This window comes from Pseudomonas sp. P105, from assembly GCF_032614175.1.
Taxonomy (GTDB): Bacteria; Pseudomonadota; Gammaproteobacteria; order Pseudomonadales; family Pseudomonadaceae; genus Aquipseudomonas; species Aquipseudomonas rhizophila.
This window is the reverse complement of record NZ_CP126693.1, coordinates 395289-420367: the sequence shown is the minus strand read 5'-3', so window position 1 is coordinate 420367 and position 25079 is coordinate 395289. Positions and strand designations below refer to the sequence as shown.

At 62.0% G+C, this 25079-nt stretch carries 19 protein-coding genes; 2 read left to right on the top strand and 17 right to left on the bottom strand.

Features of this window, described 5'->3' with window-relative positions; genetic code table 11:
* Positions 1 to 103: 103 nt before the first annotated feature.
* From hutG to hutC, 11 genes are all read right to left on the bottom strand, one after another.
* Entirely contained in the window at positions 104 to 907 is an 804-nt protein-coding gene (gene hutG, locus QOM08_RS01815; protein WP_139048860.1) for an N-formylglutamate deformylase, read from the bottom strand.
* A gap of 11 nt (positions 908 to 918) precedes the next feature.
* Positions 919 to 2121: an imidazolonepropionase gene (gene hutI, locus QOM08_RS01810; RefSeq protein ID WP_139048859.1), complete on the bottom strand. Its 1203-nt coding sequence runs from the start codon at positions 2119 to 2121 to the stop codon at positions 919 to 921.
* Positions 2122 to 2247: 126 nt separating this feature from the next.
* Positions 2248 to 3780, bottom strand: a complete 1533-nt coding sequence (gene hutH / locus QOM08_RS01805; protein WP_047226936.1) for a histidine ammonia-lyase — start codon at positions 3778 to 3780, stop codon at positions 2248 to 2250.
* A gap of 115 nt (positions 3781 to 3895) precedes the next feature.
* Complete coding sequence (gene hutH / locus QOM08_RS01800; protein WP_139048858.1) at positions 3896 to 5419, bottom strand: histidine ammonia-lyase; 1524 nt, start codon at positions 5417 to 5419, stop codon at positions 3896 to 3898.
* Between the two features lie 170 nt (positions 5420 to 5589).
* The gene (locus tag QOM08_RS01795; RefSeq protein WP_052915294.1) at positions 5590 to 6420 is read right to left on the bottom strand and encodes a glycine betaine/L-proline ABC transporter ATP-binding protein; all 831 of its coding nucleotides are present in this window, start codon (positions 6418 to 6420) and stop codon (positions 5590 to 5592) included.
* Positions 6417 to 7268 carry an ABC transporter permease gene (locus QOM08_RS01790; protein ID WP_047226934.1) on the bottom strand — a complete coding sequence of 284 codons (852 nt, stop codon included), beginning with the start codon at positions 7266 to 7268 and terminating at the stop codon, positions 6417 to 6419. The genes QOM08_RS01795 and QOM08_RS01790 overlap by 4 nt, the downstream gene beginning before the upstream one ends.
* 70 nt (positions 7269 to 7338) lie before the next feature.
* Complete coding sequence (locus QOM08_RS01785) at positions 7339 to 8307, bottom strand: ABC transporter substrate-binding protein (RefSeq protein WP_047226933.1); 969 nt, start codon at positions 8305 to 8307, stop codon at positions 7339 to 7341.
* Between the two features lie 69 nt (positions 8308 to 8376).
* Complete coding sequence (locus QOM08_RS01780; RefSeq protein WP_107323042.1) at positions 8377 to 9843, bottom strand: purine-cytosine permease family protein; 1467 nt, start codon at positions 9841 to 9843, stop codon at positions 8377 to 8379.
* A 145-nt stretch (positions 9844 to 9988) separates the two neighbouring features.
* The gene (gene hutU / locus QOM08_RS01775; protein WP_047226931.1) at positions 9989 to 11677 is read right to left on the bottom strand and encodes a urocanate hydratase; all 1689 of its coding nucleotides are present in this window, start codon (positions 11675 to 11677) and stop codon (positions 9989 to 9991) included.
* Between the two features lie 430 nt (positions 11678 to 12107).
* A complete protein-coding gene (locus QOM08_RS01770; protein WP_139048869.1) occupies positions 12108 to 12677 on the bottom strand; it encodes a HutD family protein in 570 nt (189 codons plus the stop codon).
* The gene (gene hutC / locus QOM08_RS01765; RefSeq protein WP_171061303.1) at positions 12677 to 13387 is read right to left on the bottom strand and encodes a histidine utilization repressor; all 711 of its coding nucleotides are present in this window, start codon (positions 13385 to 13387) and stop codon (positions 12677 to 12679) included. The genes QOM08_RS01770 and hutC overlap by 1 nt, the downstream gene beginning before the upstream one ends.
* 144 nt (positions 13388 to 13531) lie before the next feature.
* Between hutC and QOM08_RS01760 the strand changes: the two genes are divergently transcribed.
* Complete coding sequence (locus QOM08_RS01760) at positions 13532 to 14896, top strand: formimidoylglutamate deiminase (RefSeq protein ID WP_316912488.1); 1365 nt, start codon at positions 13532 to 13534, stop codon at positions 14894 to 14896.
* Between the two features lie 114 nt (positions 14897 to 15010).
* Here QOM08_RS01760 and QOM08_RS01755 read toward each other — a convergent pair whose 3' ends face one another.
* A complete protein-coding gene (locus QOM08_RS01755) occupies positions 15011 to 15580 on the bottom strand; it encodes a lipocalin family protein (RefSeq protein WP_047226927.1) in 570 nt (189 codons plus the stop codon).
* A gap of 31 nt (positions 15581 to 15611) precedes the next feature.
* The gene (locus tag QOM08_RS01750; protein WP_047226926.1) at positions 15612 to 15866 is read right to left on the bottom strand and encodes a lipoprotein; all 255 of its coding nucleotides are present in this window, start codon (positions 15864 to 15866) and stop codon (positions 15612 to 15614) included.
* A 283-nt stretch (positions 15867 to 16149) separates the two neighbouring features.
* Here QOM08_RS01750 and QOM08_RS01745 point away from each other — a divergent pair, with 283 nt between their 5' ends.
* On the top strand, positions 16150 to 18042 hold the full coding sequence (locus tag QOM08_RS01745) for a methyl-accepting chemotaxis protein (RefSeq protein ID WP_316912487.1): 1893 nt from the start codon (positions 16150 to 16152) through the stop codon (positions 18040 to 18042).
* A 114-nt stretch (positions 18043 to 18156) separates the two neighbouring features.
* Here QOM08_RS01745 and QOM08_RS01740 read toward each other — a convergent pair whose 3' ends face one another.
* From QOM08_RS01740 to QOM08_RS01725, 4 genes are all read right to left on the bottom strand, one after another.
* Positions 18157 to 18753 (bottom strand): DUF924 family protein, encoded by a 597-nt coding sequence (locus tag QOM08_RS01740; protein ID WP_188251785.1) that lies wholly within the window; start codon positions 18751 to 18753, stop codon positions 18157 to 18159.
* Positions 18754 to 18756: 3 nt separating this feature from the next.
* A complete protein-coding gene (locus QOM08_RS01735; protein WP_047226923.1) occupies positions 18757 to 19767 on the bottom strand; it encodes a class 1 fructose-bisphosphatase in 1011 nt (336 codons plus the stop codon).
* A 251-nt stretch (positions 19768 to 20018) separates the two neighbouring features.
* Entirely contained in the window at positions 20019 to 21386 is a 1368-nt protein-coding gene (locus QOM08_RS01730) for a DUF3999 domain-containing protein (protein ID WP_316912486.1), read from the bottom strand.
* Positions 21383 to 24964: a DUF2339 domain-containing protein gene (locus QOM08_RS01725; RefSeq protein ID WP_316912485.1), complete on the bottom strand. Its 3582-nt coding sequence runs from the start codon at positions 24962 to 24964 to the stop codon at positions 21383 to 21385. Before QOM08_RS01725 ends, QOM08_RS01730 begins: the two co-directional genes overlap by 4 nt.
* Positions 24965 to 25079: the final 115 nt, after the last annotated feature.

The following is a 25079-nucleotide window of genomic DNA, read 5'->3' as shown; positions in this document are numbered from 1 at the left end:
CGGTTTTGCACGGTGGCGACCGTTCCCCTGCGAGGCTCAAGGCCACATCTATCTGAGGGAGCAAGGCTTGCTCCCACCCCCCCCTAGCCCCAGGAAACAGGCATTATTTCTTGTAGGCCTGCTGCCCCCACGCCAGCAAGCCTTCCAGCAATTCCCTGAGCACCACCTGGGTCGGTTCCGCCAGATCCGCACGGTAGTTGAACGGCTCGAACTCTTCCATGTAGGTGCTCTGGCACAGTTCCAGTTGCACCGCGTGGATGTCCTCGGCCGGGTTGCCGTAGTGCCGGGTGATGTGTCCGCCCTTGAAACGTCCGTTGAGCACGTGGGTAAATTCGCCGTGGCGAGCGCAGATGGCTTCGAGCTGGTGGGCCAGCGCCGGGGCGCAACTGGCTCCGTTGAAGGTGCCGAGGTTGAAGTCCGGCAACTTGCCGTCGAACAGGTGTGGGATCACCGAACGGATCGAGTGGGCGTCGAACAGCAAGGCATAGCCGAATTCGGCCTTGAGCCGCGCCAGTTCCTGCCGCAGGGTCTGGTGGTAAGGCACCCAGATCTGTTGCAGATAAGTCGCCCGCTCCGCGCCGGACGGCTCCAGCCCCTGGCGAAACAACGGTACGCCATCGAACAGGATCGAAGGATACAAACCGGTGGTGGCACCAACGTACATCGGTTTGTCATCGTCGGGGCGGTTCAGATCGATCACGAACCGTGAATATTCAGCGGCCAGGGTGCTGGCGCCCAGTTCGGCGGCGAACTCGTAAAGCTTGGGAATATGCCAGTCGGTGTCCGGCAAGCTCTGGGCCTCAGGGATCAAACCAGTCTTCACCGCCGGGGTCAGGCGCAGGCCGGCGTGGGGCATGCTGATCAACAGCGGCACGCGCCCTTGCTTGAAATTCAGGACCTTCTCCACAACCGTTCTCCTTAATCGATTTCCACGCCGTGACGCACGACGCGTTTTTCCAGATCGCCACCCAGCCAGTACGACAGGTCGGCCGGGCGGTCGATGTGCCAGGCGACAAAGTCCGCGACTTTGCCGACTTCCAGCGAACCGTGAGTGGCAGCCATGCCCAAGGCCTGGGCCGCATGAATCGTCGCCCCCGCCAGAGCCTCCTCAGGGGTCATGCGAAAGCAGGTGCAGGCCAGGTTCAACATCAAGCGCAACGACAGCGCCGGCGATGTGCCGGGGTTGAGGTCGCTGGCCACGGCGATCTTCACGCCGTGCTTGCGCAAGGCATCCATGGGCGGCAGCTGGGTTTCGCGCAGGAAATAAAATGCCCCGGGCAACAACACCGCCACCGTGCCGGATTCGGCCATGGCCCTGGCGTCGTCCTCGGTCATGAATTCCAGATGATCGGCCGACAGCGCCTGATAACGGGCCGCCAGGCTTGAACCGTGCAGCGACGACAATTGTTCAGCGTGCAGCTTCACCGGCAGGCCCAGTTGTTGGGCGGAGATAAACACCCGTTCGACCTGCGCCGGGGAAAACGCCAGGTACTCGCAAAATGCATCCACCGCATCCACCAACCCTTCGGCGGCGAGGGCCGGGAGCATTTCGGTGCAGATGTGCTCGATGTAGTCATCGGCGCGATCAGCGTATTCCGGTGGCAAGGCGTGGGCCGCCAGGCAGGTGCTGCGCACGCTGACCGGCAGCTGTTCACCCAGGCGACGGATGACCCGCAGGATCTTGCGTTCGCTGGCCAGGTCAAGGCCGTAGCCGGACTTGATTTCCACCGTGGTCACGCCATCGCGCATCAGGCTTTTCAGGCGTTTGGCGGCGCTGTTGAACAGTTCATCTTCGCTGGCGGCCCGGGTAGCGCGCACGGTGCTGGCGATGCCCCCGCCGGCCGCTGCGATCTCGGCGTAGCTGACGCCCTGCAGGCGTTGTTCGAATTCACCGCTGCGGTTGCCGCCGAACACCGTGTGGGTGTGACAGTCGATCAGCCCAGGAGTGACCCAGGCACCCTTGAGGTCGTTGACGGCCGGATAGTCACCGACCGGCAGCTCGGCGCGCGGGCCGATCCATTGAATCAGCTCGCCGTGGGTGACGATGGCGGCGTCTTCGATGATCGAGTAGACGCCCTGGGCCATGGTGGCGGCGTGGCAGTTTTGCCAGAGGGTTTTCATCCCGGTTTCCTCGTCGCGTTCAAAATCGAATCGCGAGCAAGCTCGCTCCCACAAGGGCCAGGGTGTATCCCAAATGAATGTTCAACCCCTACCCCTGTGGGAGCGAGCTTGCTCGCGATGAGGTTCTTACAGGCTCGGCAACAACTGCGCCGTGACCAGTTCATTCAGGCAACGACTGGCCAACAACTCGCTCGCCGCATTGATGTCCGGCGCGAAGAACCGGTCTTTTTCATAGAACGGCACTTCTGCGCGCAAGAGGGCGCGGGCCTGCTCCAGCTTGGCAGAGGTCTTCAAACCGCCGCGCAGATCCAGCCCCTGGCACGCCGCCAGCCATTCCACCGCCAAAATCCCCCGGGTGTTCTCGGCCATTTCCCACAGCCGCTTACCGGCGGCGGGGGCCATGGACACATGGTCTTCCTGGTTGGCCGAAGTCGGCAGGCTGTCCACCGAATGGGGATGGGACAACGCCTTGTTTTCGCTGGCCAGGGCAGCAGCGGTGACCTGGGCGATCATAAAGCCCGAGTTCACCCCGCCATTGGCCACCAGAAACGGCGGCAGTTGCGACATGTGCTTGTCCATCATCAGCGAAATACGCCGCTCACTCAGCGAACCGATTTCGGCGATTGCCAGGGCCATGTTGTCAGCGGCCATTGCCACCGGCTCGGCGTGGAAGTTGCCACCGGAAATCACGTCGCCCTCGGCGGCGAACACCAGCGGGTTATCCGATACGGCGTTGGCTTCGATCACCAGCACCTCAGCGGCCTGGCGGAACTGGGTCAGACAGGCGCCCATCACTTGTGGCTGGCAGCGCAGGGAATACGGGTCCTGGACCTTGTCGCAATTCTGGTGGGAAGCGGAGACTTCGCTGCGCTCGCCCAGCAGATCGCGATAAGCGGCGGCAGCATCGATCTGGCCTTTCTGGCCGCGCGCGGCGTGAATACGCGCATCGAATGGCGAACGCGAACCGAGCACCGCTTCTACCGTCAAGCTGCCCAGAGCCAGGGCGCCGGCGAACAGGTCTTCGCCTTCGAACAGGCCACGCAGGGCAAACGCAGTGGACACCTGGGTGCCGTTGAGCAACGCCAGTCCTTCTTTTGCAGCCAGGGTCAGCGGCGCAAGGCCGGCCACTTTCAGCGCTTCGACAGCCGGCAACCATTCACCTTTGTAACGGGCCTTGCCTTCGCCCAACAGCACCAGGGACATGTGGGCCAGTGGCGCCAGATCACCCGAAGCGCCGACCGAGCCTTTCAACGGAATGTGTGGATAGACCTCGGCATTGATCAGCGCAATCAGCGCATCGATCACCTGCCGACGGATACCGGAAAAGCCCCGGCTCAGACTATTGACCTTGAGCACCATGACCAACCGCACCAGCGCATCGCTGATCGGCTCGCCCACGCCAGCGGCATGGGACAGCACCAGAGAGCGTTGCAGGTTTTCCAGGTCTTCACTGGCGATGCGGGTCGAGGCCAGCAGACCAAAACCGGTGTTGATGCCATAGGCCGTGCGATTCTCGGCGAGAATCTGCTCCACGCAGGCGACGCTGGCTTCGATCTGCGCCGAAGCACTGGCGTCGAGGCTCAGGGTCACGGGTTGCTGATAGATGTCACGCAATTGAGCCAGGCTCAATTGGCCGGGAATCAGGTTTAAGGCAGTCATGTATTGCTCCTTTTGAGAGTTTTGTTTTCACCCGCCAGTCGCTCCGGAATGTTCCGTTATCCGTCACCCTCGCCTTTTGGGCGGTGGATGCCTTGGCACGCTGGCGGTTTTTTGATCAATTCAAATTCGGTAAAGCGTTGTGCAGCACGGCTGGATCTTTAAGCAGCGCGGCGGCGCTAGCGATGTCCGGCGCCAGCCAGCGGTCCTGGTCGTAGGCCGGCACATGTTCACGCAGCAGTTTCCAGGCAACGTCAGTGCCGGCACCGAAGCGTTGCGTCTTGAGGAATTCAAAAGCCTGGGCGGCCAGCAGGTATTCGATGGCGAGGATCTGCGTGCAGTTTTCCAGCGCCCGGTGCAGCTTCAGGGCGGCGTTGGTGCCCATGCTCAGGTGATCTTCTTGCAAGCCCGAGGTGACAAAGTTGTCGAGCACCGCCGGCTGGGCCAGTTGGCGATTTTCCGCACACAGCGACGCGGCGACGTATTGCACGATCATCATCCCCGAATTCACCCCAGGGTTGGCCACCAGAAAGGCCGGCAGGCCGCTGACGTGGGGGTTGATCAAACGGTCGAGACGACGTTCGGCGATGGAGCCGATTTCGGCCATGGCAATCGCCAGCAGATCCGCCGCCAAAGCCACCGACTGACCGTGGGGGTTGGCCTGGGACATGACCCGGAAGCTCTCCGGCGTGCCCAGCAACAGCGGGTTATCGGTGGTGGCGTTGAGTTCGGTTTCGATCTGTTGCCGGGCATGGGCCAGTTGGTCGCGAGCGGCACCGTGGACCTGAGGAATCGAGCGGATACTCAACGCATCCTGGGTGCGAATGCCCAGGCTCGAAGCGATGACTTCGCTGCCGTCCAGCAGTGCCCGCAAGTTGACGCCGACCTGTTGCATGCCAGGGTGCGGCTTGAGGGCGATGATCTGGGCATCGAACGCCGCGATCTGCCCGCGCTGGGCCTCGAAGCTCATGGCGCCGATCACATCGGCCCATTGCAGCAGCCGCGTCGCATCGGCCAGGGCCAGGCAACTGAGGCCGGTCATGCACGGCGTGCCGTTGACCAGGCACAAACCGTCCTTGGCCCCCAGTTGCACCGGTTGCAAGCCCTCTGCGGCCAGAGCCTGTTGCGCCGAGACGATTTGCCCGCGATAGCTGACATTGCCAACGCCCAACAACGCGATGCTGATATGGGCCATGTGGGTCAGGTAGCCCACCGAACCCTGGGACGGCACTTGCGGGGTGATGCCGCGATTGAGCAGCGCCAGCAGGGCTTCGACCACCCGGCGATGAATGCCGGACTTGCCCTGGCTGTAGTTGAGGATGGCCGCGCAGACAATCGCCCGGGTCTGTTCATCGGCCAGCGGCGCGCCAACGCCACAGGCATGGCTGAGCAGTGTGTTGCGCGACAATTGGCTGAGCTGTTCGTCCTTGAGCGAGACATTGCACAGGGCACCCAGGCCGGTGTTGACGCCATAAGCGCGCTCGCCGCTTTCGACGATGCGCTGGACGATGGCCTGGGCATTGTCGATCCGCGCCCAGGCCTGGGCCGACAGCTCAAGCTCGGCACCGAAGCGGGCGACGGCGACCACATCCTGCCAACGCAACGGGGCATCGGCGATTACGATTTTTTCAGCCTGGGACATCTTCAACCTCATGCTTATAACCTGAACATTGATGCAGCTTTACCGGCGCCATCGCGAGCAGGCTCGCTCCCACAGGGATTTCCTTTGGACACAGAATTTGTGAACAGGAGAGATCCCATTGTGGGAGCGAGCTTGCTCGCGATGGGGCCAGCCCAGCCACCACACATTCCTCAAACCACCGCCGCACGCCGCTGCACAAACCGATCAACATACTCATCCGCCGGAGAGTGCAGGATCTCTCGGGGTGTACCGACCTGGATCAGCTTGCCATCCTTGAGAATCGCGATGCGGTTGCCGATGCGCACGGCTTCGTCGAGGTCGTGGGTGATGAACACGATGGTCTTGTGCAGGGTCTTTTGCAGTTCCAGCAACTGGTCCTGCATTTCCGCGCGGATCAGCGGGTCGAGGGCGCTGAAGGCTTCGTCCATCAGGATGATGTCGGTGTCCGCCGCCAAGGCACGGGCCAGGCCCACGCGCTGGCGCATGCCGCCGGAGAGCTGGTGCGGGTATTTGTTCTCGTAGCCCTTCAGGCCCACGGTGTTGATCCAGTGCAGCGCCCGCTCAGTGCAGACCTGCTTGCTCTCGCCACGCACTTTCAAGCCATAGGCGACGTTGTCCAGCACGCTCTTGTGGGGCAACAGGCCGAAGCTCTGGAACACCATGCTGATCTTGTGCCGGCGAAATTCGCGCAGGGCTTCCATGTCCAGTTGCAGAATGTCTTCGCCGTCCACCAGGATCGCGCCACTAGTAGGATCGATCAGCCGGTTGAAGTGGCGCACTAAAGTGGACTTGCCGGAGCCGGAAAGCCCCATGATTACGAAGATCTCACCGGTGCCAATGCTCAACGACAAGTCGTTCACACCGACCACGCAACCGGTTTCGGCCAGCACCTGGTCCTTGGTCTTGTTCTGGCGGATCAGCTCCAAAGCCTCCTTGGAGCGATTGCCGAAAATCTTGAAGACGTTCTTGACTTCGATCTTGCTGATGGCTGCGTTGTTCATTTGCTCACCTCATGCCGAGGACGACCATAGGCCTGGGTAATGCGGTCGATGACCACGGCGAGAATCACGATCGCCAGCCCGGCTTCCAGGCCGCGTCCGACGTTGAGGGTCTGGATGCCCACCAGCACATCTTCGCCCAGGCCACGGGCGCCGATCATCGAAGCGATGACGACCATCGACAGGGCCATCATGGTGGTCTGGTTGATCCCGGCCATGATGCTTGGCAGGGCCAGGGGCAGTTGCACGCCGAACAGCTGTTGCCAACGGTTGGCGCCGAAGGCATTGATGGCTTCCATCACTTCGCCGTCCACCTGGCGAATGCCCAGGTCGGTCAGGCGAATCAATGGCGGCGCGGCGTAGATCACCGTGGCGAAAATCGCCGGGACCTTGCCCAGGCCAAACAGCATCAATACCGGAATCAGGTACACGAAGCTTGGCATGGTCTGCATGATGTCCAACAACGGCATCAACACCGAACGCAGGCGATTGCTGCGGGCCGAGAGGATGCCCAGCGGAATGCCGATCAACACCGAAATAAATGTCGCCACCAGCATCAGGGCGAGGGTCTGCATCAGTTTGTCCCACAGGCCCACCGCGCCCACCAGGAACAGCAGGCCGACAATCACCGCCGTGGTCGCGACCTTGCGGGTGGCGTGCCAGGCAATGCCGCCGACGATGGCCAGCATCAACCACCAGGGTGCCATGCGCAGCAGGCCTTCGAGGTTGACGATGGCCCACAGCAAGGTGTCGGAAATGTGCCGGAACACATCGCCGTAGTTGGTCACCAGGGAGTCGACCCAACTGTTGACCCAGTCGGCGATGGAGAAGGTAAAGCTTTCGGGAAACATAAGAGACTCTCAATCAAGTGGATGCAGTGAACGTCCCGGCCAGCCCTAGGGTTGGCCGGGTGTATTCGACCTACAGAGCCGCGTCGATTTTCTTGGCCGCGTCTTCACTGACCCAGGCGTGCCAGACTTCAGGATGTTCCTTCAGGAAGATCTTCGCCAGTTTCGGCGACTCGATCCGCTCCTTGGCCATGCGCCCGAGGTTCTGGTTCAGGATATCGATGGGCAGGTTGACCTTTTCCAGCACGGCCACCAGTTCAGGCGCTTCGTCGTGGAAGGTCTTGGACAGGCCGACTTTGATGGTCACGCTTTTGTCCACGCCCGGTTTTTCTTCCAGTTTCACCAGGTCCACCTGACCCATGAGCGGGGTTGGCGACCAGTAGTAGAACAGGATCGGCTCGCCGCGCTTGTAGCTCGACAGCACCGCCGCATCCAGGGCCGGACCGGTGCCAGGGCGGAAGTTGGTGTAGGTTTTTTCCAGGCCATAGCTTTTCAGCATTTCGCTGTTGTCCAGCTCACAGGTCCAGCCGGCCGGGCAGTTGTAGAAGCGGCCCTTGGATGGCTCTTCCTGGTCCTTGAACACAGCGGCGTACTGGCCCAGGTCGGCGATGTTCTTCAGGCCCGGCGCCTTGGCTTCGAGCTTGCGCTTGGCGTCGCCCTCGATCACATAGCGCGGCACGTACCAGCCTTCGATGGCACCCACCACCGGGGCGCCGACGCCGACAACCTTGCCGGCCTTCTCGGCCTTGTTCCAGACTTCACTGCGACCGACCCATTCTTCGGCGAACACCTGAATATCGTTGCTGCTCAAGGCGTTCTCCATGGTGATGGAGTTGCCTGGCAGACTGTCGGTCTTGCAGCCGTAGCCTTTTTCCAGCACCACTTGCATGACGTCGGTCAGCAACATGCCGCTTTCCCAGTTCAGACCGGCGAATTTCACCGGCTTGCCCGACTCGCACCAACCCGCCGCTTGCGTGGCGCCGGCACTGGCCAGCAGGCCCATGCAAAGCAATGTGGTCAGCAGGGTCTTGTTCGATTTCATTATGTGACGCTCCTAATCAATGAATTGGCTTACGGCAGTCAAGAGGCATCCAGCCCTGTCAACATCCCATCAGGCCGCTTGGATGCGACCCGCCCTGCTCGGTTGTGCGTCAACCGCGTCCTGCTCGACCGGCAGGATCAATTGATCGGGTACAGCGCTGTGCCACTTCCTGGCAGCGAGGTAATACAGCACCGCCGGAACCACCAGGCCGATGATCCAGGAAATATCCACACCACCCATGGCTTCCACCAGCGGACCGGTATAGAACTTGGTGGCGATGAACGGCAGTTGAACCAGTACACCGAAGACATAGACGCTGATACCAAGGGCATTCCAACGACCGTAGCGACCGTTCGGGTCGGCCAGCGCCGGCACGTCATAGCGCTCGCGAGTGATGCAGTAGTAGTCCACCAGATTGATCGCGCTCCAAGGCGTAAAGAACGCCAGCAAGAACAGGATGAAAGACTTGAACGCACCGAGGAACGAGTGCTGACCGAGCAGCGCGATCAGGGTCGCCGCGCCGACGATGACCAGCACGAAGCCTAGACGCTGCAAGCGCGTGACGTTCAGGTGGCCCCGAAAACCACTGATGATGGTCGCAATGCACATGAAGCTGCCGTAGGAGTTCAGCGTGGAGATAGTGACCTTGCCGAAAGCGATGCTGAAGTACAGCAGCGCAGCGGTGGCACCGGTACCACCCAGGCCAACGATGTAGGCCACTTCGTGACCCGCGAACTGCCCGTTGGCCGAGGCGGCGGCAAACACGCCGAGGATCATCGCCACCTGCGCGCCGATGACTGAACCTGCGCCTGCGGCAAAAAAGGTTTTCACCGAGGAAGTCTTGCTCGGCAGGTAACGCGAATAGTCCGCCACGTAGGGGCCGAAGGCGATCTGCCAGGAAGCCGCGAGCGACACCGCAAGCAGGAAACTGCTCCAGCTGAAATGGCGGATTTGCAGGAGTGCGCCAACGTCCGTCTGGCTCATCAGGCGAGCGAACAGGTAAACAAAGGCGATCACACCAATGACGCTGGCGACACGGCCAATGAAGTGAATCACCCGATAACCGAGCACCGTGACCAGCACGATGGTACTGGCGAAAATGAGGATGCCGACACTGTCGCTGACACCAAACAACTGGCCCAGCGCCTGGCCGGAAAGCACGGTTCCGGTTGCGGTGAAACCCAGGTACATCAGGCACACCAGCACGATCGGGATAGCCGCGCCGTACACACCAAACTGCACCCGGCTGGAGATCATCTGCGGCAGGCCAAGCTTGGGCCCTTGCGCGGCATGCAACGCCATGACGCCACCGCCGAGCAGTTGGCCGATCAGCAAACCGATCAACGACCAGAACACATCACCACCCAGCACCACCGCCAATGCGCCGGTGACAATGGCAGTGATTTGCAGGTTGGCACCCATCCAGAGGGTGAACTGGCTCAACAATCGGCCGTGTCTCTCCGCTTCCGGTATGTAGTCGATCGAGCGCTTCTCGATCAACGGCTTGCTGCTTGCGCGTGTGCGGGTGACGGCCATGGTTCAACCTCTGTGGATTGTCCTAGTTCGAGCGTTGCTTTTTTGTGGGAGCGAGCCTGCTCGCGATGGCGGCCTATCAGCCAACACAAGTGTTGAATGTGCCGCCCTCATCGCGAGCAAGCTCGCTCCCACATGGGCTCCGGGGTTACTTGCCGGTGATCATCGGCAGGTTCAGCCCCTGTTCCTTGGCGCAATCAATGGCGATCTGATAGCCAGCATCAGCATGGCGCATCACCCCAGTACCCGGATCGTTGTGCAGCACGCGGGCAATTCGCTCGGCCGCTTCGTCGGTGCCGTCGCAGACAATGACCATGCCCGAATGCTGGGAGAAGCCCATGCCGACGCCGCCGCCATGGTGCAGCGACACCCAGGTCGCGCCGCTGGCGGTGTTGAGCAAAGCGTTGAGCAACGGCCAATCGGACACGGCATCGGAACCGTCCTGCATGGCTTCGGTTTCGCGGTTGGGGCTGGCCACGGAACCGGAGTCCAGGTGGTCGCGACCGATCACGATAGGGGCCGACAATTCGCCGCTGCGCACCATTTCGTTGAACGCCAGGCCCAGCTTGGCACGCTGGCCCAGGCCGACCCAGCAGATACGCGCCGGCAGACCCTGGAAGCTGATGCGCTCGCGGGCCATGTCCAGCCAGTTGTGCAGATGGGCGTCGTCGGGGATCAGTTCCTTGACCTTGGCGTCGGTCTTGTAAATGTCCTGCGGGTCGCCCGACAGCGCAGCCCAGCGGAACGGGCCGATGCCACGGCAGAACAGCGGACGGATATACGCCGGTACGAACCCTGGGAAATCGAAGGCATTTTCGACGCCCTCTTCCTGGGCCATCTGACGGATGTTGTTGCCGTAGTCGAAGGTCGGCACGCCCATTTTCTGGAAGGCCAGCATGGCTTTGACGTGGACAGCCATCGACTGCTTGGCCGCTTTGACCACGGCAGCAGGCTCAGTCTTGGCGCGGGCGCGGTACTCGTCCCAAGTCCAGCCGGCCGGCAGGTAACCGTTGAGCGGGTCGTGGGCGCTGGTCTGGTCGGTGACCATGTCCGGACGCACACCGCGACGGACCATTTCCGGCAGGATTTCGGCGGCGTTGCCACAGAGCGCGATGGAGATCGCCTTGCCTTCTGCGGTGTATTTCTCGATACGGGCCAGGGCGTCGTCCAGATCAGTGGCCTGTTCGTCGACATAACGAGTCTTGAGGCGGAAATCGATGCTCACCTGCTGGCATTCGATGTTCAGCGAGCAAGCACCGGCCAGGGTCGCGGCCAACGGCTGCGCACCGCCCATGCCGCCCAGGCCGGCCGTGAGGACCCAGCGCCCCTTGAGGTTGGCGTCGTAATGCTGGCGACCGGCCTCGACGAAGGTCTCGTAGGTGCCTTGGACAATGCCCTGGCTGCCGATGTAGATCCAGCTGCCGGCGGTCATCTGGCCGTACATGGCCAGGCCCTTGGCGTCCAGTTCGTTGAAGTGTTCCCAACTGGCCCAGTGCGGCACCAGGTTGGAGTTGGCGATCAACACGCGAGGAGCGTTGCTGTGGGTTTTGAACACGCCCACCGGCTTGCCGGATTGCACCAGCAGGGTTTCGTCGTCGTTGAGGTTGGTCAGGCTTTCGACGATCTTGTCGTAGCACTCCCAGTTACGCGCCGCACGGCCGATGCCACCGTAAACCACCAGCTCCTTGGGGTTCTCGGCCACTTCCGGGTCGAGGTTGTTCATCAACATGCGCAGCGGCGCTTCGGTCAGCCAGCTCTTGGCGGTCAGGGTGTTACCGCGTGGGGCACGGATTTCAACGTCACGGTATTTTTCGGGTTTGCGGGTAGCGTCGGTCACAGCAAGAACTCCTCAGCGATCAATCCAGACCAGCCCAGGCAATGGGCGCGATTTCCAGGCACGTTACGTTGAGCAATGGTGACTCATACGCATACGTCTTTACTTGTATGTACAAGCATATGCAATCAGGCGGCCAACTTGATGAATGCGCGCCCAAGGAAAACGACGAGCATGGTAGTGAGTCCCGTAATTAAAGGGCTCTAGCGGAAAATGAAATTTCTGAAGGGGATTTTTGGTACTGGAAGGAAGGGCCAATAAAGCGTGGCGTTGCGCCACGCTGGGGCATTCGGTAACAAGTTGGTGCGCATGGAAGGAACATCGAACAGGCTTATTGTGGCGAGGGAGCTTGCTCCCGCTGGGGTGCGAAGCGGCCCTGTTTTTTGGGTCTGCTGCGCAAGCTCCCTCGCCACAATGGCCTACACGCCTGAGGTCAGTGGGCCGTCAGCTCGATCACGCAGCATTGACCGCGGGTGGATATTTCCAGCAAGCCGGTGTTACCGCTCAGTTGCCAACAGTCATAAAGGCCCAGATCGGCAATGGACTCGCCTGTCCTGATGCCGAGTTCGGTGTCCGCACTGAACACCAGGACGGTCCCCGCCTCACTGAAAAACCGTTGTTCGCCGGCCATCCACTGTAACCGTGCGCGGTAACGCTTTGGCGCGTAGATCAGGTTGAAGTCGCGAATCGCTCCGCCCAGCAAGGTGCACGTCACATGACTTTCGCCACTGAATGCAAACGGGTCCAGTGGGTGCAAAGACCGCGTAGCCTGACCATCAATCGTGAGCGTCATGCCGTCACCCTGCAAGACGCTGATGATTCGCTCGTAGCCGGCAAAGGTCGAAAAACCGCCCGACTCAGCAATATCGGCAATCGACAGGCGCCAGCCGAAACCGTCCAGGCCGGTACCCGCATCACGGGTGATTTCTTCGGTGCTGCCGCCGCCGTTTTTCCACGGCATGCGTGGATAATCGGCGGCGCGCAGAACTTTCATCTGCTTGATCATTTATGAAAGCGTCCTTCCAGACGATGACGGGAACCGGGGTGAATCAGGCGCGCGGCGGTTACCGGCTGACGCCCCGACCAGGTGCGGCGGCGAATCAACAGACATGGCTCGCCCCGTTCGATCTGCAGCAGCTTGCACTCGCTCGCCTCAGCGAGAATCGCTTCAACCACGTGCTCGCCTTCGGTCAGCGGCGCAACCTGGTTGAGGTAGGCGTAGGGCGTTTGCAGGGTGAAGTCCTGCTTGAGGTAGTCCGGGGCCACCAGGGCATTGACGAAACGGTCCTCGATTTGCACGGGGATGTCGTTTTCGAAATGAACGATCAGCGAATGGAATACCTTCTGGCCTTCGCGCATGTCCAGGGCCAGGGCGCGCTCGGAACCGGCGGCCTCTTCCTCCAGTGTGATGACCTTGCACGTATGGCGATGGCCTCGGGAGGCGATCTCGTCGGCAATGTTATGCACTTCGAACAACGCCGACTGGCTCTTGGGCTCGGCCACGAAGGTGCCGACGCCCTGCATGCGCACCAACAGGCCGTCGGCGGTCATCTCACGCAGGGCACGGTTGATGGTCATGCGGCTGAAACCCAGTTGGCTGACCAGTTCGCTTTCCGACGGCACGCGGTAATGCGGCGGCCAGTTTCCACTGTCGATCTGCTGGGTGATCATCTGTTTGACGCGGGCGTACAAGGGCGCCGGACTGTCGCCCATGTTTGCGGCCAGCGGCGGTTTGGCAGGCGGAGTCGGCACGGCGGTTCCTTGTTCTGCAAAAGAAGGGTGCTAGCTTGCCGGAGTTTACCGGGCAGGCAAACGTCTGTATATGTATATACAAATTACGCACGATGAGGTTGAACCATGTCCGCCTTCTTTGCCGAACGCGCGCTGCTGCCTAGTGGATGGGCCCATGATGTACGTTTTGAAGTCGACGCCAGCGGCGTCTTGACTCATATCCAGGCCGATTCCCAGGCAAACGGCGCCGAACGGCTGGGCGGGCCACTGTTGCCTGGCATGCCGAACCTGCACTCCCACGCCTTCCAGCGGGCCATGGCCGGGCTGGCGGAAGTGGCGGGCAACCCCAACGACAGTTTCTGGACCTGGCGCGACCTGATGTACCGCCTCGTCGGAAAAATCAGCCCCGATCAGCTCGGCATCATCGCCCGACAGCTGTACATCGAAATGCTCAAGGCCGGTTACACCTCGGTCGCCGAATTCCATTATGTACACCACGACACCGACGGCACGCCTTACGCCGACCCGGCGGAACTGGCCCTGCGCATCAGCCAGGCCGCCAGCGCCGCCGGCATCGGCCTGACCCTGCTGCCGGTGCTCTACAGCCATTCCGGTTTCGGTGGCCAGGCCCCCAATGACGGGCAACGTCGATTCATCAACGGCACCGAAAACTACTTGAAACTTCAGTCACGCTTGCAGCCGATCCTGGCCGGGCAACCAGCCCAGGCGCTGGGTTTGTGTTTCCACTCGCTGCGCGCCGTGACCCCCGGGCAAATCCAGGAAGTGCTGGCCGCCAGCGACCGCCATTGCCCGGTGCACATCCACATTGCCGAGCAGCAAAAGGAAGTCGACGACTGCCTGAGCTGGAGTGGCGCCCGACCGCTCCAATGGCTGTACGAAAACACCGAGGTGGATCAGCGCTGGTGCCTGGTCCACGCCACCCACGCCAATGCTCACGAAGTCAGCCTCATGGCCAGGAGCCAGGCGATTGCCGGCCTGTGCCTGACCACCGAAGCCAACCTGGGTGACGGGATTTTCCCGGCGGTGGATTTCCTCGCCCAGGGCGGACGTCTTGGGATCGGTTCCGACAGCCATGTGTCGTTGAGCGTGGTGGAAGAGCTGCGTTGGCTGGAATACGGCCAGCGTCTGCGAGATCAACGGCGCAACCGCTTGTATCGGGCCGATCAACCGATGGTCGGGCGCACTTTGTTCGATGCCGCGCTGCAAGGGGGTGCCCAGGCGTTGGGACAACCGGTCGGCGCCCTCGAAGTGGGCAAGCGCGCCGACTGGCTGGTGCTCGATGGCAACGATCCGTACCTGGCCACCGCCAACGGCGATGGGATTCTCAATCGCTGGCTGTTTGCCGGCGCAGATCGTCAGGTGCGGGATGTGATGGTTGGCGGGCAATGGGTCGTGCGTGACGGGCATCATGCCGGGGAGGAGGACAGTGCGCGGGCGTTTACTCAAGTCTTGCGCGAACTGTTGGGTTGACCACAAAACTGTGGGAGCGAGCCTGCTCGCGATGGCGGTCTATCAGTCAACATCTGTGTTGAATGTGACGACCTCATCGCGAGCAGGCTCGCTCCCACATTTGATCGGTGACTATCAATCCGAAGTCTTGGCCATCTGCCGATCCGAGGCACGCCAGATCAACCGTGTTGTGTCGTAACCCTGCTGGCGCGCCTTGCTCAGCAGTTCTTCGCGCACAACGCCATTGACCGTCGGGGTTCGGGACAGCAACCACATGTAGCGACGACTCGGGTCACCGACGATGGCGGTCTTGTAATCATCGCTGACATACAGGACCCAGTATTGCCCCTTCGCTACACCCGGCACGATCCGCGAAAACCAGTTATCAAACTCGACCCAGAGCTTGTCGGTCTTGCCCGGCACTTGAGGCGTTGCAGTGCCCCTGGCTTCTTCCCACTGCCAGTCCGAGGTCAGGCAGCGGTTGAACACATCCACATTGCCGTCAGGCTTGAGGGTGTAGTGGGCTTCCGATTGCGCGCAGTTGCGCTGGAAGTACATCGGTAGACGGGCCAACTCGTACCAGGTCCCTTGGTAACGCTTGAGGTCGACGCTGTTGACAGTCTTTGGCGCCAACGGGTCTTCGCCAGAAGTGGCACAGCCAGCCAATACCAGGCCGGCAAAAAGCACTAACAATAACCGCATCATTATTTTTCTCCCGCGGGCCGGTGGCCCCGGTTTACTTCAGGCCTTGGCCGGAAAACATCAACACTTTGTCACCGGCGTACTGCACGCTGATAAAGCTCTTCTGGTCGCCCCAGGTGCAACTGGACATGCCGAGCGCGCCCGAACAATCGGTCGGTTTCCCCAACAACGCTTCGACTTCGGCCTTGGGCATGCCGGCAGACAGTTTCGAATAGTTTTCCTGGTTGACCTTGCTGCATGCCGTCAACAAGACGCACAAGGACAACAGGGCGATAGATCGCAGCGACATGGTGTAACTCCTGGAACGGAAGGGGGTGGCAGGGTGCCAACCAGAACCTTAGAAGAGAAAACCCCTATCTGGTTCCCCGACAAACCCAGTATTTGTTGGGCTTTGGGCAGGTGTTTCATGGATGAATCAACCCGTTTGTGACGCCGTCGTGTATTTCGTCGGGTTTAGCCTGCGTGCGCCTGATTCAAAGCGCTGTGGAGCCGATAAAAAGAGCAGCGCGATGCCAGGTGTTATGGCAAATTGACGCCCCTTCCTGACCAGCTCCTCTGCGGTAGCGTTCTTAATGACCAGAAACATGAAATTCAGCCACAAAATCCTGCTGGCTGCTGCGCTCGTGGTAGCCGTTGCATTCGCCTGCTTCATCCTGTTCAACGACTACCGTCAGCGCCAGGGCTTGCAAGCCAGCACCGAGACCTCCATGCAGGAGCTCGGCAGCCTGACCAGCCGCAACATTCAAACCTGGGTCGAAGGCCGCACCCAATTGCTGCAATCGTTGGCCCAGCAGATTGCCGTGGACGGCAGCAGTGCCGATAGTCTCAAGCGCGCCGTGGGCCTACCGGCCTACACCGGCAACTTCCAGCTCAGCTATTTCGGTGGCACCGACGGCGTGATGTTCTCGGTACCGGCCGGCAATCGTGCGGCCGACTACGATCCCCGCGCCCGTGGCTGGTACAAGGCCGCCAACAGCGCCCAACAAACCATCGTCACCGAACCCTACATCGCCGCCTCGTCGGGCAAACTGGTGATCACCGTCGCCACCCCGGTACAGCACCAGAACCAGATGATCGGCGTGGCCGGTGCGGACATCGACCTGTCCAGCGTCAGCGCCATCATCAACTCGCTGAATTTCGGCGGCCATGGCCATGCGTTCATCGTCAGCGCCGACGGCAAGATCCTCATCCACCCCGACAGCAAGCGCGTGCTCAAGACCCTGGCCGAGGCCTACCCTGACGGTGCACTGCACGTCAGCCCAGGCATGAAAGAAGTCGAGCTCGACGGCAAGACTCAATACCTCTCCTTCACGCGGGTCAACGGCGTACCGGGGGCCGACTGGTACGTGGCGCTGGTGCTCGACAAGAACACTGCCCTGGCGATGCTCAGCGAGTTCCGTACTTCGGCGCTGATCGCCATGGTGATTGCCGTGATATTCATCATCGCCCTGCTGGGCATGCTGATCCGCGTGCTGATGCAACCGCTGCTGACCATGGGCCGCGCCATGCATGACATCGCCGAAGGCGAAGGCGACCTGACCCGCCGCCTGACCATCCATGGTCAGGACGAATTCGGCGCTCTGGGCACGTCGTTCAACCGTTTCGTGGAGCGTATTCACACGTCGATCCGCGAAGTGGCCTCGGCCACCGGTCTGGTCAACGAAGTCGCGCTGCGTGTGGTCAGCGCGTCCAACTCGTCGATGGTCAATTCCGATCAGCAGGCTTCACGCACCAGCAGCGTGGCCGCGGCGATCAACCAGCTCGGTGCCGCCGCCCAGGAAATCGCCCAGAACGCCGCCCTCGCCTCGCAACATTCCAGCGATGCCCGCAGCCTGGCCGAAGACGGTCAACACGTGGTGGATAAAACCATCACCGCCATGCAGCAGTTGTCCGCCAAGATCAGCGATTCGTGCGGCAACATCGAAACCCTGAACAGCAATACGGTGAACATCGGCCAGATCCTGGAGGTGATTACCAGCATTTCCCAGCAGACCAACCTGCTCGCCCTGAACGCAGCCATCGAAGCCGCCCGGGCCGGTGAAGCCGGTCGCGGCTTCGCGGTGGTGGCCGATGAAGTGCGCAACCTGGCTCATCGCACCCAGGATTCGGCGCAGCAGGTGCAGAAGATGATCGAGGAGCTGCAAGTCGGCGCCCGGGAAGCGGTCCTGACCATGACCGACAGCCAGCGCCAGAGCGAAAGCAGCGTCGGCATCGCCAACCAGGCCGGCGAACGCCTGGGCAGCGTGACCCAGCGCATCGGTGAAATCGACGGCATGAACCAGTCCGTGGCCACCGCCACAGAAGAGCAGACCGCCGTGGTGGAATCGATCAACGTCGACATCACCGAAATCAACACGCTGAACCAGGAAGGCGTGGAAAACCTGCAAGCGACATTGCGGGCCTGTGCCGACCTTGAACAGCAAGCGACGCGGTTGAAGCAGTTGGTGGGTAGTTTCCGAATCTAGTGCCCGGGCGGGCCCCATCGCGAGCAAGCTCGCTCCCACAGTAGATCTCTTTGCCACAAAGATCCCTGTGGGAGCGAGCTTGCTCGCGATGGCGGCATCAGCCTCACAGCAAAATCAGAACCTGGACCCAGGCCTGTTCAAAAACTCGACTTCCTCAGCCGTGGACTCACGCCCCAACACCGCATTGCGATGGGGGAAACGTCCAAACTGCGCAATGATCTTCTGATGCCGCTCGGCGTAATCCAGGTTGTCTTCGAACACCGCCCGATCCGCCTCGGGCTGCTCGCGGGTCAGTTCGATGAAACGGGACACCGCTTCATTCTGCACCGCCAGGTTTTCGCAATGTTCGAGCACCAAGTAGATGAACACCCGCTGGATAGGTTCGAGTTGCCGGTCGAAACCCGCCGCCATGCCCTGGGCCACCAGCGCTTGGGCACGCAGGTCACCGGAAAAAGCCTTGGGAGAGTCGCGAAAGATCATCCGCGGGAGCTGATCAAGCAGCAGCACCAGAGCCAGCCAGCCTTCGGGGCGTTGCGCCCAGTCGGTCAATCCGCCGGCCAGTGCCTGCTCGACCTGATCGCCGAAGCGCTCTTGCGCTTGGCGATCATGCCGTTTGCCGAACCACAGCTTGCCCTTGTCAGCGGCTATTTCGTCCGGCGATTTGGCTGAGCCAAACCACCAATCGAGCAACGGCTGCCAGGGCTGGGCCATGATTTATTCCTTGTGGTAGGCCGTGGCGCGGGCGACCTCTTCCTTCGAGCCAAGGAACACCGCCACACGCTGGTGCAGGCCTTCGGGCTGGATGTCGAGAATACGCTGGTGACCGTCAGTGGACGCACCGCCAGCCTGTTCCACCAGGAACGACATCGGGTTGGCTTCGTACATCAGACGCAGTTTGCCCGGCTTGGACGGCTCGCGGCTGTCGCGCGGGTACATGAACAGACCGCCACGGGTCAGGATGCGGTGTACGTCCGCGACCATCGCGGCGACCCAGCGCATGTTGTAGTTCTTTTTCAGCGGACCTTCTTCACCGGCCAGCAATTCGCCCACGTAGCGTTGTACCGGGGCTTCCCAGTGACGCTGATTGGACATGTTGATGGCGAATTCCTGGGTGGTTTCAGGAATGGTGATGTCTTCGTGGGTCAGTACGAAACTGCCCATCTCACGGTCCAGCGTGAAGCCTTTGACGCCGTCGCCCAGGGTCAGCACCAGCATGGTCTGCGGGCCATAGATGGCATAACCGGCGGCGACTTGTTCGGTGCCTGGCTGCAGGAACGCCTTTTCATTCAAGGCTTCGTTCTGGCTCAGGTATTCGTTCGGGCAACGCAGTACCGAGAAGATGGTGCCCACTGGCGCGTTGATATCGATGTTCGACGAACCGTCCAGTGGGTCGAACACCAGCAGGTAGGCACCCTTGGGGTATTTGCCTGGGATCTGGTAGGCGTTGTCCATTTCCTCGGACGCCATGCCGGCCAGGTGGCCGCCCCATTCGTTGGCTTCGAGCAGGATTTCGTTAGAGAGCACGTCGAGCTTCTTCTGCACTTCGCCCTGCACGTTTTCGGTGCCCATGCTGCCCAGGACACCACCCAGGGCGCCTTTGGATACGGCGTGGCTGATCTCCTTGCATGCACGCGCCACCACTTCGATCAAAAAGCGCAGATCGGCAGGGGTGTTGTTGCTGCGGGTCTGCTCAATCAAATAGCGACTCAAGGTAACGCGGGACATGGACGGCTCCGAAGAATAGGGGGCGGAAAAACCTGCGCAGTTTAGCGCGAGTCGGGACTTAATTCCTCCTATGAGACGGGGAATGGAGGATTGAGTTCACGGGGTCGCGCCTCGCTTGGGTATTTCTGTTGTCGAGAGGACGCTATCGCGAGCAGGCTCGCTCCCACATTTGATCTTCTGCGGACACAGTTTTTGTATACGACATAAATCCAGTGTGGGAGCGAGCCTGCTCGCGATGGGTGCGCAGCACCTCAGTTTTTGACCGGCGGCTTACGCAGCAAGCTCAATGCCATCGCCGCAAGGACCAGTACGCTGATCAGCAACACCGCCCACAAGCCGATCTTCTTCCAGTTGGTCTCGATGGTCGCAGGCGTGGCGGCGGTAACCGGTGTCGAGGTGGCCGCACCGCTCAGCGTCGCCGTACCCAACGTCGCCAGGCGTGACGGCTTGTAATCGGGCACCAGCGTGGCCAGTGGCAGGCTGGCCGCTTTCACCGTCGCATTGCCCAGCGCCAGGCTGTAGGGCCCCTCGCCCCGCGCCAGGAACACCACCTGGGTCGGGCGCACGGCAAAACGCAAGGCTGGCGCTTGGGCACCGAGGCCGCCGCCTCGCTCGTCCACCGTCAGCTTCAATTGCTGCACGGTCTGCCCCGACAGCTGCAGTTGGTTCTGCAACACATCTTGACCGTTCTGGGTCAGGCGATACAGCAAGCCGCTGCCCAGCGATTGCCACGGCTGGCTGCTTTCACGCCGTCCGGCCAGGGTCACTGGTGCCAGGCTGTTGGCCTGGCTCAGTTCGACCTGCACCTGTTCGACATTCAACCCCATGGGCAACTGCCAGGTGTATTGCCCAGCCTTCATGGTGCTGCCGGCCAAAGGCTGCGACCAGACCAACGGCAACGGCAGGCTTTCGCGACTGCCGCTCTGCAACTGGGCCGAGGTCAACACCGGCGCCGATGACGGCGATTCCCACAACAACCGCAGATAACGCGCCGACTGTCCTGGCAAGCTGACCTCATGCTGCTCCACCCGCTCATCAGCAAAGGTCAGCCGCGCCACCTGGCCTTCGCCCCACGCCTGCCAGTGTTGCAGGTCGTCACTGGCTTCGATGGTGAAGCGCTGGAAGCCGTCGCGCTCGCTGGTCCAGTCGAGGATCAGCTGCTGCAAGGGCGCCTTGATCGCACTGGCATCCAGCAGCCAGCCGCGCAGTTCCTCCTCCCCCGCCTCGAGCCGGCTGGACGGTTGCACCTGCACCAGCGTGCCGTTGGCGCTCGATTGCACCCGTACGCTGGGCGCGCGCTCGTTGTCATCGGCGGCGTTGTACAACGGGAACCACTTCACGTCGGTGGTGCTGTGTTCCCGGCTCCGGGCCGTCTCGCGAACCAATGCGTAGGCCTGGGCCTGCCCGGCGGCGTTGAACACCCGCAGGTCGCTCAGATCGGTCTGGCGCGCTTGCAACTGAATCTCCAGGGGCAACGCCAGGCGATACCAGGGCCCCTCGCCGCTCAAGGCCAATGGCACCTGATGGGCAAAGTCCGCCGGCTGTTCCTGGGCCGTCACCGACAAGGCCACCCACAACCCCACCACGCCCAACCCGATGCGACTCAACTTGCGACTCAAGACGACACTCCCTCACTGACAGGTGTTGGCGGCTCGGTCCGCGAGCCCCCTTCCGGGCGTTTTGGCGGCAGCGGCGCGAAGTAGCCCACCACCAACAGCAATACGCCCACGCCGATAAACGACACGATCCGCGCCAGACCGCCACGGTTACTCAATTCGACAAAGAACAGCTTGGCCACCACCACGGCGATCAACGCCGCACCGATCAGCCACACCTCACGACGATGGCGCAGATGCCCACCGATCATCAGGCCCAGGGCAATCAGGGTCCAGACGATGGACAGCCCGGCCTGCACAAACATGGATTCGAGCAACGCATCCAGCTCGAACGGCACGCCGATCCAATGGTGGGCACTGCGCATCACCACGGCGGTGAAGAACGCGAACAGCGACACGCCGGCGATCAACTGGGCGACGTGTCCGGCATGACTCCATCGGATTGCCAGTTGCGCTAGCGCGCTGCGAGCACATACGTAGACGCCAAACAAGGCGAACAGCAAGCCCAGCTCCAACGGATTGAGCAGCGGCACATAGGGCAACGGCTCGGCGCTGCCGTCGCTGAAGGTGTTGGCCAGCCAGAACCAGCCCAGCATCAACAGGGCCAGGGGTGCCGCCGCGTACACACGATATTCGCGTGGATGGGCCGAGACCGGCCACGGCCAGGCCCGCGGCGCGGCCATCAGCACCAGGTACAGGCTCGGCAGAATCGCCCAACCCAGCCAGCGCCAGGCGTTGTACTGCTCGGACAACAGCAGCAGGCCGTAGCGCACCTCCAGCGCCAGCACACCGATCAGCAGCCAGCAACCGAGCACATGGGCGGTGCTGCGCGCCCGAGCCGGCAGCAGCGGCGCCAGACGTTTCAGGGAAAGCAAATGCACGGCGAACACGGCCAACCAGGCCAGCCAGCCGAAATCCGCCGCCGGGTGATAACGGCTATGCCCGGTCGCCACCAGCACACAGCCGGCCACAGGTATCAGCAAGGTGCATAGCAACCCCATCGCCGGCCATTTCAAACGCAGCGCCAGCAATGCCCACAGCGCCACACTGATTGCCGCGACGATCAGCATCAAATGACCTTGCAGGTGCTGCGGTGCAAAGCGCAGCACTTCGCTGCCCCACGCCAGTGCCCACCAGCCTGCGCCCCAGACCAGCAGCAACTCGGACAACCGCTGCAAGCTCAAGGCCTGGAACACCGCCGACGGATGGCCGCGCTGCAATCGCCATGCGCCCACCAGTGCCGCCAGTCCCAGCACCAGCGGCGTCCAGAACCCGCTGTGGGCCAGGGGCCGCAGATCCTCGGCACTCAGCGGCCCGAGCAGCGCCGACCCGGCGGCAAGAAACGCCGCGCCGCCGATCAACTGCAACAACAGGCCAAACACGAAACTCACGCGCTGCTTCAGGTACAGGCTCAGCCAGATGATCAGCAGGCCGCTGGCCGCCCATACACCGCTCGCCGTTTGCCAGGGCAGGACGAAGAGCACGGCAAGGTTGATCAGCACCAACCCAGCCAGCAGCACCACCGACAGCCCGCGCAGCAATCGGACATCGTTGCGCACCATGTCATCGCGTGCCGCCAGCAGCATGCCGCCAATCAGCGCCAGGCCGATCAGGGAGGCGCTGAGCAAACCGCTCCAGCCAGCGCTGAACACCGCGGTCGAATCCCCTTCGGCCCCCTGCAAACGCAACAGGAACAGCGCACCGCCCAGCAACTGCACCGCGAACGCGGTAAACAGGAAGCTGCGCGATTGCAGGCGCAGGCCCGCCAACAGCGTCGCCAGACCGGCCAAGGCCCAGGCGATGGCAGTGCCGTGAGTGAAGAAGAACAACGGCGCCAGCAGATAGAGAAAACTCAAGCCCAGCACTGCCAGCACCGGCAGGCCTTGGCGCTCCCAGCGTGTGGCGTGCTCAGGCGCGGTCTTGCGCAACTGGTAGAAACTGAACAGCAAGGCGCCACCCAGCATCAACGCCCCCAGCGGGGCGCCATCGATCAGGCTGCTGTCGCCCTGACGCAACTCGCTGACAAAAGCCAGCGCCGAGCCCAGTTGCAGCAGCAAGGCAAAAGCCCGAGCCAAAGGCCGCTGCTGACGCAGGCCCAGCCAGAAAATCCCCGCCCCTTCCACGGCCCATGCCGCCGCGGTCCACCGAGCATCGAGGCCCAGGGGAATCGCCAGGCTGGCAAAAATCACCCCCAAGGCCAGGCAGGTTTCGGCCAACAGGACGGCGCGCCCCCCCATCAATACCCGCGCCAGTCCCATGTAGATGATGCCCAGGCCCAGGGCGCTGAACGCTGCGGCGAACTCCAGATGCTGCACCAGCGCGAACTGCAGACCGAACCCCACCAGGGGCGGGCCGAACAGCAGGGTGCCGTCCACGTAGTCGCCCTTGCGGGCCGACCAGCGCAATAGTGCATCGCGGCCTTCGTCCTCGGGCCCGTCGCCCATTTCCAGCAGCTTGCGTCGGGTAAACAACAAGCCGATCGCCAGGTACATCAGGAAGAAAACAATCAGGAACGGCTCGGTGCTCCAGAGCAGTTCCGGCCCATAAGAGCGCAAGCCCCAGGCGAAACCGATGCCGAAGGTGCCGACAAAACCAATCAGGTTGAGCAGGCGCCAGGCCTTGAACCAGGCAATCGCCAGAATGCCGGCATTGAGCAGGATGAAGTAGCTGAACAGCGCGACATGGTTGCCGCTGCCGGTGGACGTCAGGATCGGCGCGGCAAAGCCGCCCAACGCTGCCACCGCAGCCAGGCCGAGGGCATTTTGGGTGACCGCCAGAATCGCCGAGAACACCGTGACCGCTACCAGCAAGCCCAGGGCCGCTTTCGAGTCGAGCAGTGGATGCAGGCGCATGGCGGCGAACACGGTCAGGTACAGCACGGCGATCCCGGTGCCCTGCAACATCAGCGCGTAGTTGCTGTTGCGCTGGCGCAACCACCAGCCCAGGCCTAGCAGGCCCACCGCACTGGCCGCGACGCCGGCATAACGCAACTCGATGGGCACGACCATGCCTTCAGTGGCATAGCGCAGCAGAAACGCCAGGCCGAGGAACAACAGCACCACCCCGACCCGCAATACGGTATTACCGCCAAACAGCCAGTTACGCGCCCCCGCGACGGCACGCTCGAACAGATTCGGACCACGAGGGGCAGCCGGTTCCGGCTGGACCGGTTTGGGGGCGGCCGGCGCAGACCTCCATACGTCGTCGGGCAACGGCTGACTGGCTTGTGTGGTCATCGCCGGAAGGGCTTCAAGGTCAGGCGGCAGTTCCCAGACCAGCTCCGGCTCAGGTGGGATTTCGGATTCCGGTGCCTGGGCCACGACGATCTCGGGCGATGGCGGCGGTTCGGAGGCTGCGACCGTGCTGCGCTCAAGCGCGATCAGCCGCTGCTCCAGTGCGCTCAAGGTGCGCTGGGCCGTTTGCAACTGGTTCTGCTGTTCGGCGGCGTGGGCGCCGAGGCGACGCAGACCAATCAACTGAGCGATGCCAAGGCCCAGCAACGCGCCTATCAGCGCATCGGCGAACGACTCATCCACCACCCAGCCAAATGCCAGGCCCAACAGCATCAAAATCCATTGCATGGTCGATATCCCTAAGCGGCCCTTTGCGGGCGTAACCGGGGTGAAGCGGTGCCTGGTTCAGTCTAGTGGAACCACACAAACCTTGTGGGAGCGAGCCTGCTCGCGATAGCGGTCC